Raw genomic sequence first — 19,759 nt, 5'->3', positions numbered from 1 at the left:
ACATGAGAGCAAAGATAGTAGCAGGTAACTGGAAGATGAATAAGAATTTGGCTGAGACGGAAACACTTTTAGCAGAGTTATCTGCAAAATTGCCAGATACCAATGCAGAAGTTATGGTAGCGCCAACATATGTGAATTTAACAAGTGCAGTTCATGCTTTAGAAAGTTCTAAAATAGAAGTTATAGCCCAGAATATGCATTATGCTGAAAGCGGAGCATTTACAGGAGAAATTTCTGCAGATATGTTATTGAATATTGGTATTGATACTGCTATTATTGGACACTCTGAAAGAAGAGCTTATTTTGGAGAAGATGATGAAATTCTTTCAAAGAAAGTGGTGACTGCCTTGAATAAAGGTATGCGTGTTATGTTTTGCTTTGGAGAGGAATTGGAAGATCGTAAATCTGGAAATCACTTTAATCTAGTTGAGAGTCAGTTAAAGAACGTTCTTTTTGATTTAGAACCATCTGCTTGGTCTAAAATTGTTTTGGCTTACGAGCCGGTATGGGCAATTGGAACAGGTGAAACGGCTTCTCCTGAACAAGCTCAGGAAATGCATGCATTTATTCGTAAAACTATTTCAGAGGCTTTTGATGCTACAATAGCAAACAACGTAACTATTCTATACGGTGGTAGTGTAAAACCAGGTAATGCCGAAGAAATTTTCTCTAAACCAGATGTTGATGGTGGTTTAATTGGTGGTGCATCTTTAGTTGCAGACGATTTTATTGCTATCATAAAAGCTATTTAAGCTAGTATTTTTAAATGAGCGATACAGTATATATTGAATACCGATTTACGGTAGAACCAAAAGATCCAGCTTCTGACCTTCTAATTGCGGAATTGGGTGAAGTTGGTTTTGAAAGTTTTATTGAAGAAGATGATGATGTTCTGGCATACATTCAAAAAACTGATTGGTCTGAGGGAATGTTAAAAGATTTGCCAATTTTACATAATCATAGATATAAGTTTACTTATGACTATAAAGAAATTGAGCAGGAAAATTGGAACGCCACTTGGGAGCAAAATTTTCAACCCATCATTGTTGATGATATTTGTATGATAAGGGCTCCTTTTCATGAGGCTGTTAGCGTAGAGTATGACATTGTTATAGAACCAAAAATGAGTTTTGGTACGGGTCATCATGAAACAACCCATATGATGTTGCAGCATATTCTGCAGTTAGATGTAAAAGGAAAAACTGTTTTGGATATGGGTAGCGGTACTGGTGTTTTGGCAATACTTGCCGGTATGCGTGGTGCTACTACAATAGATGCCATTGATATTGATAATTGGTGTTATTTGAATGCAAAAGAGAATGTTGAGCGTAACGGCATGGGCTTTATTTCTGTATATGAAGGCGATGTTGCCTTACTTGATGGTAAGAAGTACGACTTGATTATTGCAAACATCAATAGAAACATCTTGTTGGCAGATTTACCTAGCTATGCAAAATCTTTAAATACAGGGGGTGTTTTATTGTTAAGTGGTTTTTATAAAGAGGATTTAGAAATGATTTCGCAAAAATGTACTGATTTGGCGTTAAAATTCGAAAAAAATCTTGAACGCAATAATTGGGTTGCCGCAAAATATGTAAATTAGAAGGTATTAATTGGAATATGATGAGCACAAGAGAAGAAATTTCCGAAGAGTTACTTTTAGAAGAAGAAACGGTTCAACAGAATGAAATCGTACTTTTTAATGATGAGGTCAATACGTTTGATCATGTTATAAATACATTAATGTCTGTATGTGAACATTCGCCTGAACAGGCTGAACAATGCTCATTAATTGTACATTATAAAGGCAAGTGTACTGTTAAGACTGGCGAGTATGAAGAGCTGAAACCAAAATGTTCTAAATTACTGCAAGCTGGCCTCAGTGCAGAAATTGTATAAAGTGTAGGTGTATAGATTTTACAAATAGTATTGAAATAAAAAAATCCCTTGAACAAATTCAAGGGATTTTTTTATTTCAATTAAACTCTTAAAAGAAATTATAACAAGTCTGTATTGTAATCAAAATTATACTAAAGGTACTCCGTTCAATCGTTTTTCAATCTTCTTCTTTTTGACTGTAACTTCTTTCATTACATCCATTAAGTTAGAATCTTTCGTTTCCTTGTATATTTCATTAATACTTAAAATAAGTGCTTTTGCCTCTCTCGACGCTTCTACTCGGTCACTAGTAGACATATTACTCATTTTTCGACCTATAAATTCTTGAGCTTTTTCAAGTAACTCCATTTGCTTCTTTTTTTTCAAAGTTAACATAATATTCAAATTACGCAATTCTTTGTCAATTGTATATAGTTATGAGGGTATTAGATAATAGTATTTATGAACAATTTAACGATAATAGGGTGTTTTGAACCCTTTTTTTAGTTGTTGACAGAGAATTTAGGGGATTTTATTTTTCAAAATCAAAAAATAAACATTTTGAATAAAAGAATTGTGTATAATTTAAGATTACGAAAAATACCATTAAGAATTAGATAAATATTCTTCTGAAAATTATTTTTTATCACATTTTTAATTGAAATACTTGCTAAATCTGTAATTTGGAATATATTTGTGTAATCGATTGCATAAATATTCAATGTATTTTGTAATGAGTGGTTATTAGCTGAATATAGCTTTAGAATATTTAAATATATATAGCGTCAGTTAATTTCAATTAATCAATTATATCCTACATTTTTCATAAGGATCGATACGTAAATAATCTTGGTATTAAAGAATAGCTAAGAGTTTTAAACCTTACAAATTAAAATTAATGAGTAGTTCCATTATAAAAAATAACACATTTATCACAGAAGATTTTCTTTTAGAGAATGAATTCTCGCAGAAATTATTTCATGAATATGCATCACAAATGCCTATTATAGATTACCACTGTCATCTACCGCCAGATGAGATTGCGAATAATAGATATTTTGAGAATTTGACAAAAGTTTGGAATGACGGCGACCATTATAAATGGCGTGCCATGAGGACTTTTGGCATTGATGAGAAATATATTACTGGCAACGCTCCAGATAAAGAGAAGTTTCTTGAATGGGGTAAGGCAGTGCCGTATACATTAAGAAATCCGTTATATCATTGGACACATCTAGAACTACAGCGTTATTTTGATATTGACCTGTTGTTGAATGAAGATACCGCAAATGATATTTATGATGAAGCTACTGCAAAACTTCAAACATCAGAGTATAGCTGTCAGGGTCTAATTAACAAAATGAACGTAGAGGTTATTTGCACTACAGAAGATCCTATTGATAGTCTAGATAACCATGTCAAATTAAAGAAAAGTGATTTTAATGTAAAAGTGAGTACTGCTTTTAGACCAGACAAGGCTATTGTTATTTCTAACGATACATATTTAGAATATTTAGAGAAGTTATCTTCAGTTAGTAAAGTAAACATCAACTCATACAAATCTTTGTGCGACGCCCTTTTACTCCGTTTAGATTACTTTGAAGAAAATGGATGTACGCTGTCTGATCATGGTTTAAGCTATGTGCCTTTCAGGATGTTTACAGATGCCGAGATTGAAAACATTTTTCAAAAAAGGTTGGAAAATAAGCAATTGTCTTTGGAAGAAGACGAAAAATTTCAAACCGCTATATTGTTATTCCTGTGTGAGCAATATCATTCTCGCGGATGGATACAGCAATTTCACCTTGGCGCATTACGTAATAATAATGCAAGGATGAACCGTATTCTTGGTCCGGATACTGGCTGGGATTCTATAGGGGATTATTCGCAAGCAAGAACCCTTTCAAGCTTTTTAAATGCTTTGGATTCTAAAGACAAGCTTACCAAAACTATATTATATAATCTAAATCCGGCAGATAATGAAGTCTTAGCCACCATGATCGGTAACTATAATGATGGTAAAATAAAAGGTAAAATGCAATTTGGCTCTGGTTGGTGGTTTATGGATCAGAAAGATGGGATGACCAGACAATTGAATGCATTGTCCAATATGAGTCTAATTAGCTGTTTTATAGGCATGTTGACAGATTCTAGATCCTTTCTTTCATTCCCAAGGCATGAGTATTTTAGAAGAATAGTTTGTAACCTATTTGGACAAGAAATGCAAAAGGGAGAACTACCCCAAGATTTTGAATTGGTGGGTAAAATAATACAGGATATTAGTTATAACAATGCCAAGGAGTATTTCAAATTTTAATCAAAAAGTATCGGTCTATTCTTATCCGTTTAAAACATTTCTATGAAAAGTATAAAATTACTACTGCTCTTTTTTCTGGTAATACCCTTTTTTGGCTGTGAAATTCAAACTGATGTAAAAACATTGCGTTTGGGTCATGGGCTAGATGTTAGCCATTCTGTGCATAAGGCAATGGTTAAAATGAGTGAAGATTTGTTTGAAAGATCTGGTGGTAAATTAAAACTTGAAATTTACCCAAGTCAGCAATTGGGTACAGAAAGAGAATGCCTAGAGTTATTACAAATAGGAAGTTTGGATATGACCAAGGTTTCTGTTGGTGTGTTAGAAAATTTTGCTCCCAAAATGAAGGTGCTGGGACTGCCATTTCTTTTTAGAGATCGTCAACATTCGTTTAATGTTCTTGACGGTCCGGTAGGTGAAATGTTATTGAACGATGGTGAGAAATACTGGTTAAAAGGTTTAGGGTATTATGATGCAGGTAGTCGAAGTTTTTACACTATGAACAAACCAATTGAAAAACCTGAAGATTTAGTAGGTGAAAAAATACGCGTAATGGAAAGTGCTACGGCCGTAAATATGGTTAAGACATTAGGAGGTTCCCCAACACCTATTTCATGGGGCGAGTTATATACATCTTTACAACAAGGAGTAGTAGATGGTGCCGAGAATAATCCACCCAGTTTTTACCTTTCTAGACATTATGAAGTTTGTAAATACTATTCCTTAGATGAACATACCGTTCTGCCAGATGTTTTATTGATAGGTACATATGCTTATGATAAGTTGAATGAACAAGAGAAGAAATGGTTGAATGAATCAGTAAAAGAATCTGTAAAATATCAACGTATTCTTTGGGCTGAGGCCGAGGCGGAAGCTCTGCGCGAAGTGCAAAAAGCAGGTGTTGAAATTACGAGACCAGATAAATCTCTTTTTGCAGAAAAAGTAGCAGGTATTTTTGAAAGCTATAAAGATGATAAAGAAATATACCCGCTTATCAAACAAATTCAAGAAACCAAATAGTTTACTATGCGAAATAAAATAGATTCCGTTTTAGGCAAGGCACTAGTACTTATTATGGTCGTCATGGTCATCAATGTACTTTGGCAAGTTTTTACACGATACGTAACCGGCAACCCTAGTTCATTTACAGATGAGCTAGCACGTTTTTTAATGATTTGGATCGGAGTACTGGGAGCTGCATATGTTTCTGGTAAAAATTTACATGTTGCCATAGATATTCTACCGCTTAGGCAAAGTGAAAAGACACAGAAAAAATTAAAGATAATAGTCACCATATTAATTATACTATTTGTTTTGTTCGCCTTTGTAATAGGTGGTTCCAGATTAGTATATATCTCTTATGTTCTAGGGCAACAATCACCGGCTCTGCAATTACCTCTTGCAGTGGTCTACCTTATAATTCCAATCAGCGGTTTGTTGATTATGTATTACAAAATATCTGACCTCAAAAATATCAACTCATGATGGAGCATTTACCGATTATCGTTTTAGTACTAAGCTTCATATGCTTATTGTCTATTGGTACTCCTGTAGCTTGGAGTATAGCAATTTCATCTTTACTGACCATGTTGGTTAGTATACCTGCAATGCCTGCGTTTACAACGGTACCTCAAAGAATGGCTACAGGTCTGGATAGTTTTGCCTTGTTGGCAATTCCATTTTTTGTATTATCAGGCGAGCTGATGAATAAGGGAGGTATAGCCCATAGACTCATTGCATTTGCAAAGACATTGGTAGGTTCTTTTCCTGGCGGATTGGCATTAATAAACGTCATAGCGGCTATGTTAATGGGAGCAATTGCAGGATCAGCAATGGCATCTGCTTCTGCTATGGGTAGTATCTTAGGTCCTGAGATGGAAAAAGAAGGCTATTCTAAAGAATTTGGGGCAGCGGTCAATATAACTTCCGCAACAACCGGTTTAATTATTCCACCAAGTAATGTATTAATAGTTTATTCTTTAGCCAGTGGTGGTGCATCTATTGCAGCACTATTTTTAGCGGGATATATCCCCGGAATAATGACGGGATTATTTCTAATGATCGTAGCAGCTTTCTGGGCAAAAAAGAAGAAATACAAAGTAGGAAAACGAAGTAGTTTAAAAGAGGTAGGGAAAACATTTATAGATGCATTACCTAGTCTTTTTATGTTGGTTGTGGTTATTGGAGGTATTGTTACAGGAATCTTTACGGCTACAGAAGCATCTGCCATTGCGGTATTGTATAGTCTAATTCTTGGTTTTATTTACAAGGAGATCACCCTGCCAAAATTGCCTCAAATTTTATTGGATTCTTCTGCAACAACGGCAATTGTAATGCTATTGATCGGGTCGTCTATGTGTATGTCTTGGGCATTATCTTATGAAAATATTCCCCAAGATATCAGCTCCGGACTTTTAAGCCTAAGTGATAATAAGATTGTTATTCTTTTGATCATTAACTTATTGTTGTTGTTCGTGGGTATTTTTATGGATATGACCCCTGCTGTGTTAATCTTTACTCCCATATTCTTGCCAGTGGTCACCAAATTAGGTTTGGACCCTGTCCACTTCGGGATTATAATGGTATTGAATCTCTGTATAGGCTTATGTACACCACCGGTTGGCTCAGTTTTATTTGTTGGGGTAGGTGTGGCCAAAACAACTATTGAAAAGGTATTCAAACCCTTGTTGCCCTTGTTTATAGCAATGATTATTGCACTTTTCTTGGTTACTTATATTCCGCAATTAAGCTTATGGTTACCTAGCTTGTTTGATTTGTAAAATATTGCTAAGCTATTAATAAGGTTACTTAAAGTACACGGAGGATAAATAAAATCTGAAATTGTAGTTTATCAGCTATTTGGTTTTATTGGATGATTTTCTAATAACTAATTTAGCAGGGAGTACTACCTTTTTTTGGGTGTTTGAAGATTGCTTATTTTCAATCTGCTCCAAGAATACTTTAGCGGTCATTTTTCCCATTTCCACTGGTGATTGGTCAACGGAGCTGATAGATGGTTCTAAAAACTGAGTAAATGGTTCATTACTAAATCCTACAACACTAACATCTTCTGGTATTCTTATAGATTTGCTCTGTAAATATTTAACCGCACCCAGCAATCCATTATCCGTAGAAGAGAAAATTGCATCTGGTGGTACGGGTAGTTGCATTAGTTTTTTTGCAGCTTCTTTACCTGCCTGCATATCATTTTTTAACGTTATTACATAATCGCTGTTATACGCAATGCCGTGTTTTGAAAGTGCATCCTTGTAACCATTAAATCGGTTATTATATAGTTCAATATTTTGATCTACGTTAAAATGGGCAATTCTTCGGCAGCCTTGGTTTATTAGATGCTCAGTAGCATCAAACCCACCTTGGTAATCATCAATGGTTACTGTGCTTATGCCTTCAAAATTTAACACACGATCAAAAAATATAAAAGGGGAATTTTTTTTGAAAACTTGATTTAATTGATCTTTGTTCTTATTTGTAAATGAGGTGGAAACTAGAATGCCGTCTACTTGTGCATTAATTAAATTTTGAATAATTTTCTTTTCGCGATCACTTTCTTCATGTGTTTGACAGATGATGACATGAAACCCTTTAGGGTAGAGCTCTTCTTCAATGCCTCTAATTACCGATGCAAAAAAGTTTTTATTTATAAATGGCACAACCACACCTACATTATTGCTCCTACCACTTTTGAGAGCAACCGCAAGTCTATTTTGTTTGTAATTTAATTTTTCAGCTGTGGCAAGAACCAAATCGCGAGTTTTTTCGCTTATTTTAGGATTGTTGTTTAAAGCCCTAGAGACAGTAGCTGCGGTTATTTTTAGCTCTTTTGCAATATCGTAAATGGTGGCTTTCTTGCTCATAAAAAAGTGTAGAACGAATTTACGATTATTCATTTATAAATTATGATGGTATAGTGCTTAAAAATTAGAGGGTTAATTATTTTTTTAAGAAATGTTATGACATTTTATTATTTAATTTTAAGTGTTAGTAAGCACTTTAACTCGTGAATTAGGGAATAAAAAATGAATTGTAGTTTTTGTACTCAAAGTTGTGTCAGTATTTTGAGTTATTGAGATAATCAATATTACAGTTGAATTATATATTTATTTATCTAAAAACAAAATCATGCAAAAACCAAATAAAAGATTAGAAGGACAGACGTGTATTGTAACAGGTTCTAGCGAGGGCATTGGTGAAGCGGTTGCGAAAGCAATGGGTATGGAAGGTGCCAATATTGTAGTTAATTATCATAGTAGTAAAGAAGAGGCTGAACAAGTTGCGCATTGGATTAGTGTGAATGCTGATTGTGGAGATGCGATTGTTGTTAAATGCGATGTCAGTAAAGAAGAGGAGGTAAAGAGTATGTTCAAAACAACTGTCGCTGAATATGGAACAGTTGATGTTTGTGTTGCCAATGCCGGTTTACAGTTAGATCACCCACTTCATGAGATGCCTTTAAAGGACTGGCAAAGAGTAATAGATGTTAATCTTACCGGACAGTTTCTTTGTGCTAAAGAGGCAATTTTAGAGTTTAAAAGAAGGGGGATGCGTCCAGAGGTTTCCAAATCTTTAGGAAAATTAATTCACATGAGCTCTGTTCATGAAGTAATTCCGTGGGCTGGTCATGCAAATTATGCTGCATCAAAAGGTGGTTTAGTAATGCTTATGCAAACTATATGTCAAGAATATGGATCAGATAGAATTAGATGTAACTCTATAGCGCCCGGTGCAATTAAAACGGATATAAATAAAGATGTTTGGAGCACTCAAGATGGTAGAGACGGTATGTTAAAACTTATACCTTACAAACAAATAGGTGTGCCAGACGATATCGGTAGCGTGGCAAGTTGGTTGGCATCAGATGAATCTGAATATATTAATGGTACTACTATTTTTGTAGATGGAGGTATGACATGTTACCCGGGGTTTACCGAAAATGGATAAGTTTAAACTAAAAAAGCCACCCTCTAGGGTGGCTTTTTTTTGATCTATTAGTCAAGATGAATTATTTCATCATTGGCGTGTATTCAAATTTTTGACCACCAACAGAAGCATCTGCCATTAACCCTGCTTTTGGTAATGCAAAAACAGCAACTCCATCTCTATATTTAGCATTGACTGCAACACCAGATTTTAAAGCTACAGCTGATGCTTCGGCAGAAAATTCAAAATCACCATCTTTAAATTCTTCTAAGTCTGCAGGGGTTTCAAAAAATATGACTTCTGTAATCGCCTGCCCGCCTGCTTGCAAACCAACACTTAATTTCTTTAAGTCAGCCATACCTATCTTAGCGCCTTTTTCGTATACAACACCATTACCTGATGCCCCACCGATTATAAAACCTCCTTTACCAACATTAGGAAAAACTACATATCCTGCAGAATTATTAAAGAATTGATCTAAACCTACTTCCATAGTTATCAATTTTTCTTTCGCTTTATCTGCATCTTTAATAATTTTTGTGTCTTTAGTGCTTTGTGCGTTTACGCCTACCGCTAAAAATAATAGTGTTGCACATGTTATAGATTTTAAAATTTTCATTTGTTCTAATATTTAAGATTTATAATTGTTTTAAACTTCGAACAAAGTTAAATTCTCTTAGCGCCTTTGATTGACTTGTTAACTTTAAATTTTGATTCAAACAAGTGTTAAATATTTGCTAATCAGTTAATTAAAAGTTAATATTTACATCTAGAATTAGTATATAGAGTCATAAGTAACTTATGCAAAAGATTTTATGTAATAAATAGACTTCTTAAATATTTGTTAATTATCACTATTAGTTCTATATTCAACACATCATAAAAACGCTTTGATATGGAGAACAAAGAAAATTTTTTAGATTCTAAAATGATTGCAAACTTTTTAATTGCATTAGCGTTATTATTTTCGGCTATATATTACTTTAATTATTCTGATGAGATAAACAATGAAGTAAATACTGTTATTGTCAATTCTTTACTGGATGTCAACAATAGTTTGGCTGAGCAGGATACTGCTCGCAAATAATTGAAATTTCTGACCAAAACTGAAAGCTATCGATTTCTTGAAATCGGTAGCTTTTTATATTTAGTAGCTAACGTAATTTTCTCTTCCCAATAATTACGTTAGCAATCAAAGCCGCAACAATCATTACTATGCCTAAAAGGCTCCAAATACTGTAGAAATCACCAAACCAAAATATCCCTACCATAATTGTAAAAATAACCTCAATGTACTTTAAAGGAGCCACTAAATTAGTTTTAGCAATTTGAAAGGCTTTGGTCATAAATACTTGACCGAAGAAGCCAAATATACCCAAGCTCGATAGTAATAGCCAATCAATACCTATAGGGGTGACCCAGTTTGAAATGCTTAAAATTCCTCCTATAACAGTGCCAGTGAACATAAAGTAATTAACGATTACTAAAGGGTGATCACTATTTCCGATTTTTCTAATTAATACATAAACCAATCCACTAAAAATAGATGCAGCCAAAACTAAAAGTAAACCAGTGGTATTGATATTATTATCGAATCCTTTTAAAACTAAAACGCCAGCGAAAGCAAATAAAAACAGAAACCATTGAATAGGTTTTAATCTTTCTTTTAAAAAGAAAACAGCAAAAATAGCAGCATAAACAGGGGCGAGATAACGTAAAGAAACGGCAGTGCCGACGGGTAGATACTTTAGAGACATAAAAAATAAGCTCATAGCGGTTAACCCTGCAAGTGCTCTAAAAATCATAAACTTACGACTGTTACCTAATATCGGAATACCTTTTATTATAATATATGATGTTCCTAATATCAGTGAGCCTATGGTTCTAAAAAATACAATTTCGAAAGTAGGAAAATGGTCTAGGTATTTTACAAACGAGTTCATTAAACTAAATGAAAACGTACTAATAATCATAAATAAAATTGCCTTCTTCATTATCCAAAAAATGTCTTTACAAAGTTACTAGAGAGAAATAGAATTCCCTTCGTCAATTTGTGATATTTGTATTTGGACCTAAAGTTTTGTCATTCTCTTAACTATAATTATCTATATGTTGATATTCAATTACATAATGTGAACATATCTATAAAAATGAAAATTAATGTGTCTAGTTATTATTATATTAATTTTAATCAGATATGACCGTTGATATTATATTTATATGAATTATGGTTCTTTGAAAAAAACATTTGAGTATTTGTTATAATACATAAAGAGTAGGGGTCATTTTTAATAAATCTCTTAACTTGCCTATCAAAATAGATTAAGGGATTTACATTTTTTAAGATTTTAAATCCTGAATAAATAGACTAAAAAAATAAAAATGAACGAATTATTGTCGTTAAAAGATAAAAATTTTGCCTTGTCTGGAGGCACAGGAACTTTAGGTGGTTCGATTGCAAAATATTTAGTTGAAAATGGAGCAAAGGTTCTTTTGTTAGGTAGGTCAATAGATAAATTGAAAGAAAAGCAAAGAGAATTAAACGAACTTGTTTCTGGTAGTACATTTATTTTTAAAGTAGATGTTATGGATGAAGAGGAGCTAACTAATTTGAAAAACCAAATTAAAGAAGAATTCAAGAACTTAGATGGTCTAGTTAATCTTGCAGGCGGTAATATACCCGGTGCAACATTAAAACCCGATCAAACTATTAGGGATATTGCTATGGCTGACACTAGAAAAGTTGTGGATATTAATCTATTCGGTACAGTTATTCCTTCGGTTGTTTTGAGCGAATTAATGGTAGAGCAAGGTTATGGTTCAATTGTTAATATTTCATCTATGGCGGCAAAGCAGACCATATCAAGAGTTTTAGGGTATTCAATGGCTAAAAGCGCGGTAGATATTTTCACCAAATGGTTGGCGAACGAACTTGCCTCTAAACATGGCGATAAAATTAGAGTAAATGCTGTTGCTCCAGGATTTTTTATCGGAAATCAAAATAGACGTTTATTGACTAATGAAGATGGTTCTTTTACGGAAAGAGGAAATAGTATAATTAAGAACACCCCAATGGGTCGTTTTGGTGATGCTTCTGAGCTTAATGGTATGGTACATTATCTTTTAAGTGATGCGTCTAGTTTTGTGACCGGAAGCATTTTTGATGTTGATGGCGGATTTACTTCTTTTTCTGGAGTTTAATTTTATATAAAATATTTGTTAGAGTTTTAGTTAAACGTCCTAGACCTCTCATTTTGTTTGTAATCGATTGCCTAATTTAAAATATCTTAAAATGTAATGTTCGTTTAATATGGTTGCCCCTTTTTTGGTTGTCAATAGTTTATAAATCTAAATGTTCAATAGCTCTTTAACATAGTTGATTTTCATGCGTATTAATTTAATGGGTCTTCTTATTGTATTATGCCTTTTTATTTCTTGTCAAACAAGGTTTAGTGATACTGATGTTTCTTTAGAACCATATGTTGTTGAGGAAGGTTTCAATTTAGAGGTTTTGGCGGCAGAACCATTAGTAAAGGCCCCTGTTGCTATAGATTTTGATGCTAAAGGTAGAATTTGGGTTGCGCAAATGCCTGGCTATATGGACGATTTACAGGGCTCAGGTGAAGAAGATGCTACTGGTAGTATCGTTATTTTAGAAGATTTAGATGAAGATGGTATAGCAGACCATTCAAAAATATTTTTAGATAGTTTGGTAATGCCACGTGCCATGGCTCACGTATACGGGGGATTGTTATTTGCAGAGCCACCATATTTATGGTATGTCGATATTGAAGACGATAAGCCTACTAATAAAGTATTGGTAGATTCTATTTATGCCGTAGAAGGTAATCCTGAACATCAACCAAACGGATTAGAATTGAATATTGATAATTGGATTTATAATGCTAAATCTAATTTTAGATATAGAAGAAAAGCCGGGATTTGGGAAAAAGAACCAACTACTTTTAGAGGTCAATGGGGTATTACTCATGATAATTTTGGCAGACTTTATTATAATGATAATTCTAGGATATTATTGGGAGATTATGTGCTGCCAAATATTTTTATTAATAATAAATATTTTACTCCGAAATCTAGCGTAGATAAATTACTCACCACTGATCAAAGGGTATATCCGGCTTTTGCAGGTTCTGTAAATAGAGGGTATGCAAAAGGAGTTTTAAATGCGGATAGTATTTTGGTAAATGCTACTGCAGCTTGTAGTCCATTAGTCTATAGGGGTGGTAATTTTACTGCTGCTTATGACGAAAATGTGTTTGTGTGTATACCAGAGGGAAATTTAATAAAACGTACATTGTTGACATTTACAGGAGACTCAGTGAAAGCTGAACAAGCTTGGCAAGACAAGGAGTTTATAACTTCTACAGATGAAGGATTTAGGCCTGTTAGCTTGAAAAATGGTCCTGACGGTAGTATGTATGTTGTGGATATGCACCGAGGTATGATTGGTCATCATGCCTATATGAGTCCTTATTTAAGAGATAATGTTAAGGTTAAAGAATTAGATACTATTGTGAATTTTGGAAGGATACTTAAAGTTTCTCATGAAAATACCACTAGTAATAAACTATCTGATTTTAATACTTTAAATGGAAGTGAATTGGTATCGTTATTAAAGAGTGATAATGGATGGATTCGTGACCGAGCTCAACATTTTTTAGTTTACAAAGAATTTAAAAATTCGATTGAGGAGGTTAAAGAGATAGCACTTAATAGAGATTATCAATGGAGCCAAATTCATGCTTTGTATGTGCTAGAGGGATGGAATGAATTGTCATTTGAATTTTTGACAGAGGTTATTATAAGAAGTGATGAAAATGTAGCCTCTCATGCTCTTGTACTTTTAAAAGGGTTTGCGTCTGCAGAAAATGTAGATGAAGCTGTACCAATATTTAAAAATATTTTGGAGCGTGATACTATTGGTTTAGATCTTTATTTAGGTAATTTGTTAGGTAACTGGATTAAGATTGATAAAGAGCGTTTTTTACCTTTTATGATGGAAATTTTAAATAGGAGAGAAAACAGTATAACCATTGTAGAGGCTGTAATTTCGGGGTTAAGCACTGTTGATTCTGATATTTATGCCAATGCTATTGTAATGGATAGCCTAAAACATACTCCTTTTGTAAACAAACTGGCAAGAACTATTTCAGATAAAAAAGCGGATAAGATGAATGCTATTTTTACAATTGAGAAAACTACTGAAGATACACGTACTAGTGGTGCTCGAATGTTTTTTCAGATTTGCGCATCTTGCCATGGTGCCGGTGGTAAGGGAATTGAAGGTTTAGCACCTCCTTTATTGAATTCTGAACATGTTAAAAATACAGAGAGACTAGCCCTTATAATTTTACATGGACTTGAAGGCCCTGTGCATGTAAATGGTGAAGTTTATAATATAAATTTGGCAATGCCTGGTCTTATTAGAAATGAAACTATAACAGATACGGATATAGCCAATATAATATCATACGTAACCAATGCTTTTTCTGATAAACCGAAAAGGTTAAGCACCAATCGTATACAAGAATTAAGAAGTGTGAAGCCTTCTTCTGGTATGGAATTTACAGAAAAAGAACTTCAAGCACTTGATAATTAATTTAAACTGATTACAAACTTTTTCTAATACCTAATTCTAAACCTCTTAGTTCGGCCAAACCTCTTAGTCTACCAATGCCAGAGTACCCCGGATTTGTTTTTTTTCTGAGATCATCTAGCATTTTGTGTCCATGATCGGGTCTTAAAGGCATTCTTGTGTCTTTTCTTCCTGCAGCTTTTCTTTTTTGCTGTTCTTTGATTAGTGCCTTCATAACAGAAAACATATCAACATTTCCTTCTAAGTGGTTTGCCTCATGAAAATTACCCTCGGCATCAGTTTGAGTACTTCGTAGGTGAATAAAGTGAATACGATCACCTAAGCGTTCTACCATGCCCGGTAAATCGTTATCCGGTCTAACACCGAATGATCCAGTACAGAATGTTAATCCGTTATTTGGACTATCAACGGCATTATATAGGTCAATTATATCTTGTTCTGTACTTACAACTCTAGGTAGCCCTAAAATTGGAAATGGTGGGTCATCTGGGTGTATACACATACGTATGCCAGATTTTTCTGCTACAGGAATAATTTCAGTTAGAAACTCGAATAAATGTTCTTTAAGTTCTTTTGATCCAATAGCATCATAAGTAGCCAAAATAGCGTTGAATTCTTCTAGCGAATACCCTTCTTCTGCGCCAGGTAAGCCAGCAATAATATTACTGATTAATTTCTTTTTGCCTTCTTCGGTAAGGTTGTTATAATACGCTTGGGCGGCAGCTTTTTGAGAATCTGAATAAGTGACTTCTGCACCTGGTCTCTTTAAGAGGTATAACTCGAAAGCTGCAAAAGCAGCAGCTTCAAATCGAAGTGCAGTTGAACCATCTTCTACTTCATAATCTAAATTGGTCCTTGTCCAATCTAATACAGGCATAAAATTATAACACACCGTATCTATACCACACTCGCCCAAGTTTGAAAGGGTTTCTTTATAGTTCTTGTAATAGGTTTTGTAATCGCCTTTCTGAGTTTTTATTTGTTCATGAATAGGCACGCTTTCTACGACAGACCATGTTAAGCCTGCTGCTTCAATTATTTTTTTTCTCACCATTATTTCCTCTACAGACCATATCACTCCGTTTGGTATATGGTGTAAAGCACTAACTACGCCTGTAGCGCCTGCTTGTCTAATATCTGATAATGATACGGGGTCATTTGGACCGTACCAACGCCATGTTTGTTCCATTAATTTATAATTTTCGTAGATATTTATTATGCTATATATCTTTTATTTCCCATCCAGGTTCATATGATCTTGACCATAATTTCATGGCTTCTTTATTAAATATACGCCCTGTAGTTTCATCAATTTCAAAAGAGTTCTCAATTCTAGATGCAATATTAGCATAATGAGTTAACATTTGACTTATAGCACCTTCATCAATTGGTGAAGTTAATTGAGCTTTACCTCGTATAGTGTCAAAAAAGTTTACGGTATGTAGCGTTGACATGTCGCCGCCGCCGCCCAGGGCGGTACCTTCTTCTTCGTTAGGAGTAAGGTTTTCTTTTATGAGACCGCCTTTAAGATTGAAAAGTTTATAGCCGCCACGGTCGATATACACTGTTCCTTCAGAACCGTCAATTATAGTACCTCTGCCATATTTATTACCATATTTATGATAACCTGTCCTACTGTTTCCATCCCATTTTATGGTTTTATTGCCTGCGAATTTAAAAGTAGCTTCCATGGTATCGTACATTTCCCAACCATCATCTTTAAAATGATGTTTTCCAGCATCAACAGATACGTATTCTGGATATGTAACTCCTAATGCCCAACGTGCAATATCAAGTTCATGAGTAGCATTATTACCCATCTCCGCCGTACCAAAATCCCATCCGTACCAGTGCCAATTATAATCCCAAGTGTTATCGGTATAAGCTTTTCTAGGAGCCGGACCTTGAAAAAGATTCCAATCTAAGCCTTCTGGTGGGGTCGCTTTTATTTGGTTCGGTACTCGATCTCTAGAATTTATATAAAAAGCAGTGGCTTTATAGGCATCACCGATAATACCGTTGTGAATTTCTTTTATAATTTCTTGTGATTCTGGCGATGAGCGCTGTTGGTTGCCCATTTGAACCACTTTGTTGAATTTCTTTTGATATGCAACCACTAACTCCCCTTCCCGAGGATTATGGCTGCAAGGTTTTTCTAAAAATACATGTTTATCTGCTTGCATGGCCATGCAAGCACCTGGTGCATGCCAATGATCGGGAGTTGACATGAAGATGGCGTCTACTTCCTTATCATCTAATATTTTACGAATATCATTTTCTAGTTTTGGCTTGTGGTTAATTTTAGATGCTAATTCTACGGAAGCTTTATCTCGTTGACTTTTCATGACATCGCACAAATAGGTAAGCTCTACATTATTATTTTTATTAGCTATTGCTGGTATATAAGCACTGTATCTTCTTCCTAAACCTTGTATTGCAACATTAATACGGTCATTAGCACCAATTATTTTAGAATAACTCTTAGCGGTCATAGCATTTGCACTTGAACCAACTAAAGTAGAACCAACCGCAACTATTGCAGTTTTTTTTATGAAATCTCTTCTGTTCGAACTCATGTTATTTATTCTTTTGAATTACTGATTGAAAGAACCTTTACATTTTTAAAAGAAACAAGATCACCGTGGTCTTGAAGTAAAATTTGACCTTTCTCTAGTTCTCCAAAGTTTGGCCACTTAGCATATTTGCTTTCAGAGACTAACTTTTTATATGCATCGCTCTTTCGTTCGTATTCTAAAACCTTGGTTCCATTTAACCAATGTTCAACATGGTTATCCTTTGATTTAATGTGAGCGGTATTCCATTCACCAATTGCGTTGATAGGTTTATTTACATCCGCTTGAATTAAATCATATAATGAACACACCGTCCGACTGCCATCATGATTTCCTAGTTTAGCATCTGGATGAAGGTTGTCATCTAAGATTTGATATTCTAATCCTATAGAAGAACCTTCTCCTTTGTTAATATTCGTATCTACATAATATTTTATACCGCTATTGGCGCCAGGTGTTAATTTGAAATCAACTTTTAATTCAAAATCACCATAAAGTTTTTCGGTAACGATATCTCCACCAGCTGAAGATTCTGCACCGCCTGATGAAAGAACACTTAAAACACCATCTTCAATTACCCAACCTTTTTCTGGAAACTCTTCTAACTTGGCACCTTTCCATCCATTAGTGGTCTTACCGTCCCACAGTAATTCCCATCCATCTTTTTTCTCGTCAATTGATAATTGATTTTTGGTAATAATAGGAGTAAGGGGAGTAGGTCTTGAGTATTTCGAAACACTATCTGTAACTATTTTGACATTTTTCCAAACGATATCAGTACCAGCTTTTTGATCATCATGAATGCTGTGAACTTGCAAACAAATAAAACCACTTGCGGTTTTATCATCTATAAGGTAGGCAGCCGGCACATCGTTTACCCAAGTTTTTATGGTATCGCCAATTGCTTCTATACGGTAGTGGTTCCATTCGTTTTGTTTAAATGCTTTTTGTGCATTAGGGTTGTCGGTCATCGGGTTCAACCAACCACGTCTAGATTCATCATATATACCACCGCTCCATGCTCTTTCAGATGGGTCAATTTCTATTTGATAGCCATGTACTCTTCCATCTCTGTAAGAAGGTATACTGTTGCTACGAATTTGAATACCTGAATTCATGGTAGAATCAACCTTGTAGTCTAATTCTAAAATGAAATCTCCGTACATATTATCTGTAGTCAAGAAAGTGTTAGGGGTGTCGTGTATAGTTGTGCCCACTATAGTACCGTCTTTTATGCTATAGTTCGCATCACCGCCAAGTTTATGCCAACCATTTAATGTTTTTCCGTCAAATAAGTCAATCCAAGGGGTGTGGTCTATTGCATTTTCTGCACAGCTCTCAAATATCAGAAAAATTAATATAAAAATCACTTTTGCTGTTGTTCGCATCTTGTTCATTTTGTTTTTAAAGTTTAAGGGTGGTTTAAATATGTAGTTGATTTAGATTAATTCACTTTATATGAGAAATATATAATATGTAATCGATATCCTATGTTAATATTACTAATTTTTGTTTAATAGATTAAAAATATGATAATTAAATAGTATGTAAATTTTGCAGTTGGGTTTAATTTTTATCATATTGTTTAGAATTGAGTTAGAGTGTATTAGGCTATAGCATTTTTATCGCTTGTCTTAATTTGGAGTGCTAAGAATTGACAATAAAGAGTATTGAAGAATTTATTTTATTACTAATAGGTTAGGAAAACTCTTGTAAATAAAATTTTAATATAAAAGAAAGTACGAAAGTGGTTTCTATAGTTTCATTTTATCAAATTGATATCAAAAACTATTAAATTTTCAATAGACTCCAGTACATTATCCAGAAGCTATACCAAATAAACCAAAGAAGTATTCAAAGTAACTTCTAATGATTGAATAAGCGGATTTTGCCCTTGTAATCTTTTGTGATTGTATAAGTTAATTGGCGATGGGACTTTTAATGCAAAAGCATTGGCATAAACCTTTAAGGAAAAATGGAACACCAACAACGAAATCCACTATTAAGATTTCAATGACTTGTAAATATGATTTTTCTTCCTGTAGACTATTTATAAATTACATCTACACCTATTCAACCATTTTTCTTCCATTTTTTAGTCAATATGTGCCTTCTATTCATTTAAATAATTGGAATGATTATAGCCTATTAGTGCTTTATTCTTCACTTTAGTTAAATTAAATGTAAATTTAACACAGTAGATAATAATTTTTAAACCACTGTAAATCAGATAGTTTTAATTTAATTATAAATTTTTGTTAAGTTTTGTGTATTGGATTTGGTTTCTTGATTTTTTTTAATTGAAATATTATTTTAATTTAGTGTTGAAATGACACTTAACTATACGAAGATAGAATAACTGTGTATTACATACTTTATATCAATGTATTACAAAAGTTCTTACCAATCTTATTATAGCTAAATCATTTAAGA

General features: G+C 33.9%; 18 protein-coding genes. 11 read left to right on the top strand and 7 right to left on the bottom strand.

Annotated elements, in window-relative coordinates; genetic code table 11:
- Positions 1–2 precede the first annotated feature (2 nt).
- The 3 genes from tpiA to ACJJVP_RS01300 are packed head-to-tail and all read left to right on the top strand — an operon-like array spanning position 3 to position 1,899.
- On the top strand, positions 3–752 hold the full coding sequence (gene tpiA, locus ACJJVP_RS01310) for a triose-phosphate isomerase (protein ID WP_405410165.1): 750 nt from the start codon (positions 3–5) through the stop codon (positions 750–752).
- Between the two features lie 14 nt (positions 753–766).
- On the top strand, positions 767–1,603 hold the full coding sequence (gene prmA / locus ACJJVP_RS01305; protein WP_405410163.1) for a 50S ribosomal protein L11 methyltransferase: 837 nt from the start codon (positions 767–769) through the stop codon (positions 1,601–1,603).
- A 20-nt stretch (positions 1,604–1,623) separates the two neighbouring features.
- Complete coding sequence (locus ACJJVP_RS01300) at positions 1,624–1,899, top strand: ATP-dependent Clp protease adaptor ClpS (protein WP_036157852.1); 276 nt, start codon at positions 1,624–1,626, stop codon at positions 1,897–1,899.
- Positions 1,900–2,025: 126 nt separating this feature from the next.
- On the opposite strand, the gene ACJJVP_RS01295 is transcribed toward ACJJVP_RS01300, so the two are convergent.
- Positions 2,026–2,247 (bottom strand): hypothetical protein, encoded by a 222-nt coding sequence (locus tag ACJJVP_RS01295; protein ID WP_036157855.1) that lies wholly within the window; start codon positions 2,245–2,247, stop codon positions 2,026–2,028.
- 529 nt (positions 2,248–2,776) lie between these two features.
- On the opposite strand from ACJJVP_RS01295, the gene uxaC reads away from it, so the two are divergent.
- Genes uxaC through ACJJVP_RS01275 form a run of 4 tightly spaced genes read left to right on the top strand, consistent with a single transcriptional unit; the run spans position 2,777 to position 6,975 of the window.
- The gene (uxaC, locus tag ACJJVP_RS01290; RefSeq protein ID WP_405410161.1) at positions 2,777–4,195 is read left to right on the top strand and encodes a glucuronate isomerase; all 1,419 of its coding nucleotides are present in this window, start codon (positions 2,777–2,779) and stop codon (positions 4,193–4,195) included.
- Between the two features lie 42 nt (positions 4,196–4,237).
- Positions 4,238–5,215 (top strand): TRAP transporter substrate-binding protein, encoded by a 978-nt coding sequence (locus ACJJVP_RS01285; RefSeq protein WP_405410159.1) that lies wholly within the window; start codon positions 4,238–4,240, stop codon positions 5,213–5,215.
- A gap of 6 nt (positions 5,216–5,221) precedes the next feature.
- Entirely contained in the window at positions 5,222–5,680 is a 459-nt protein-coding gene (locus ACJJVP_RS01280; protein ID WP_405410157.1) for a TRAP transporter small permease, read from the top strand.
- On the top strand, positions 5,680–6,975 hold the full coding sequence (locus ACJJVP_RS01275; RefSeq protein WP_405416111.1) for a TRAP transporter large permease: 1,296 nt from the start codon (positions 5,680–5,682) through the stop codon (positions 6,973–6,975). The genes ACJJVP_RS01280 and ACJJVP_RS01275 overlap by 1 nt, the downstream gene beginning before the upstream one ends.
- A gap of 75 nt (positions 6,976–7,050) precedes the next feature.
- On the opposite strand, the gene ACJJVP_RS01270 is transcribed toward ACJJVP_RS01275, so the two are convergent.
- Complete coding sequence (locus ACJJVP_RS01270) at positions 7,051–8,073, bottom strand: LacI family DNA-binding transcriptional regulator (protein WP_405410155.1); 1,023 nt, start codon at positions 8,071–8,073, stop codon at positions 7,051–7,053.
- A gap of 265 nt (positions 8,074–8,338) precedes the next feature.
- Here ACJJVP_RS01270 and ACJJVP_RS01265 point away from each other — a divergent pair, with 265 nt between their 5' ends.
- Positions 8,339–9,157, top strand: a complete 819-nt coding sequence (locus ACJJVP_RS01265) for an SDR family oxidoreductase (protein ID WP_405410154.1) — start codon at positions 8,339–8,341, stop codon at positions 9,155–9,157.
- A gap of 61 nt (positions 9,158–9,218) precedes the next feature.
- Here ACJJVP_RS01265 and ACJJVP_RS01260 read toward each other — a convergent pair whose 3' ends face one another.
- Positions 9,219–9,755, bottom strand: a complete 537-nt coding sequence (locus ACJJVP_RS01260; protein WP_405410153.1) for a YSC84-related protein — start codon at positions 9,753–9,755, stop codon at positions 9,219–9,221.
- 276 nt (positions 9,756–10,031) lie between these two features.
- Here ACJJVP_RS01260 and ACJJVP_RS01255 point away from each other — a divergent pair, with 276 nt between their 5' ends.
- Entirely contained in the window at positions 10,032–10,223 is a 192-nt protein-coding gene (locus ACJJVP_RS01255) for a hypothetical protein (RefSeq protein WP_405410151.1), read from the top strand.
- A gap of 67 nt (positions 10,224–10,290) precedes the next feature.
- Here the strand turns inward: ACJJVP_RS01255 and ACJJVP_RS01250 are convergent, their stop codons facing one another.
- The gene (locus ACJJVP_RS01250; RefSeq protein WP_405410150.1) at positions 10,291–11,130 is read right to left on the bottom strand and encodes a DMT family transporter; all 840 of its coding nucleotides are present in this window, start codon (positions 11,128–11,130) and stop codon (positions 10,291–10,293) included.
- A 388-nt stretch (positions 11,131–11,518) separates the two neighbouring features.
- On the opposite strand from ACJJVP_RS01250, the gene ACJJVP_RS01245 reads away from it, so the two are divergent.
- Together ACJJVP_RS01245 and ACJJVP_RS01240 are read left to right on the top strand one after the other, a co-directional pair.
- Positions 11,519–12,337, top strand: coding sequence for an SDR family oxidoreductase (locus ACJJVP_RS01245; RefSeq protein ID WP_405410148.1), 819 nt, complete (start codon positions 11,519–11,521; stop codon positions 12,335–12,337).
- A gap of 184 nt (positions 12,338–12,521) precedes the next feature.
- A complete protein-coding gene (locus tag ACJJVP_RS01240; protein WP_405410146.1) occupies positions 12,522–14,756 on the top strand; it encodes a c-type cytochrome in 2,235 nt (744 codons plus the stop codon).
- Between the two features lie 10 nt (positions 14,757–14,766).
- On the opposite strand, the gene uxuA is transcribed toward ACJJVP_RS01240, so the two are convergent.
- Genes uxuA through ACJJVP_RS01225 form a run of 3 tightly spaced genes read right to left on the bottom strand, consistent with a single transcriptional unit; the run spans position 14,767 to position 18,723 of the window.
- On the bottom strand, positions 14,767–15,942 hold the full coding sequence (gene uxuA / locus ACJJVP_RS01235; RefSeq protein WP_405410144.1) for a mannonate dehydratase: 1,176 nt from the start codon (positions 15,940–15,942) through the stop codon (positions 14,767–14,769).
- A 31-nt stretch (positions 15,943–15,973) separates the two neighbouring features.
- Positions 15,974–17,329, bottom strand: a complete 1,356-nt coding sequence (locus ACJJVP_RS01230; protein WP_405410142.1) for a Gfo/Idh/MocA family protein — start codon at positions 17,327–17,329, stop codon at positions 15,974–15,976.
- Between the two features lie 5 nt (positions 17,330–17,334).
- On the bottom strand, positions 17,335–18,723 hold the full coding sequence (locus ACJJVP_RS01225; RefSeq protein ID WP_405410140.1) for a DUF1080 domain-containing protein: 1,389 nt from the start codon (positions 18,721–18,723) through the stop codon (positions 17,335–17,337).
- Positions 18,724–19,759: the final 1,036 nt, after the last annotated feature.

Origin of the sequence: Maribacter sp. Asnod1-A12 (assembly GCF_045063735.1) — a bacterium.
Classification (GTDB): Bacteria; Bacteroidota; Bacteroidia; order Flavobacteriales; family Flavobacteriaceae; genus Maribacter.
The sequence above is the reverse complement of the archived record's forward strand: the minus strand, read 5'-3'. Positions and strand labels throughout refer to the sequence as shown.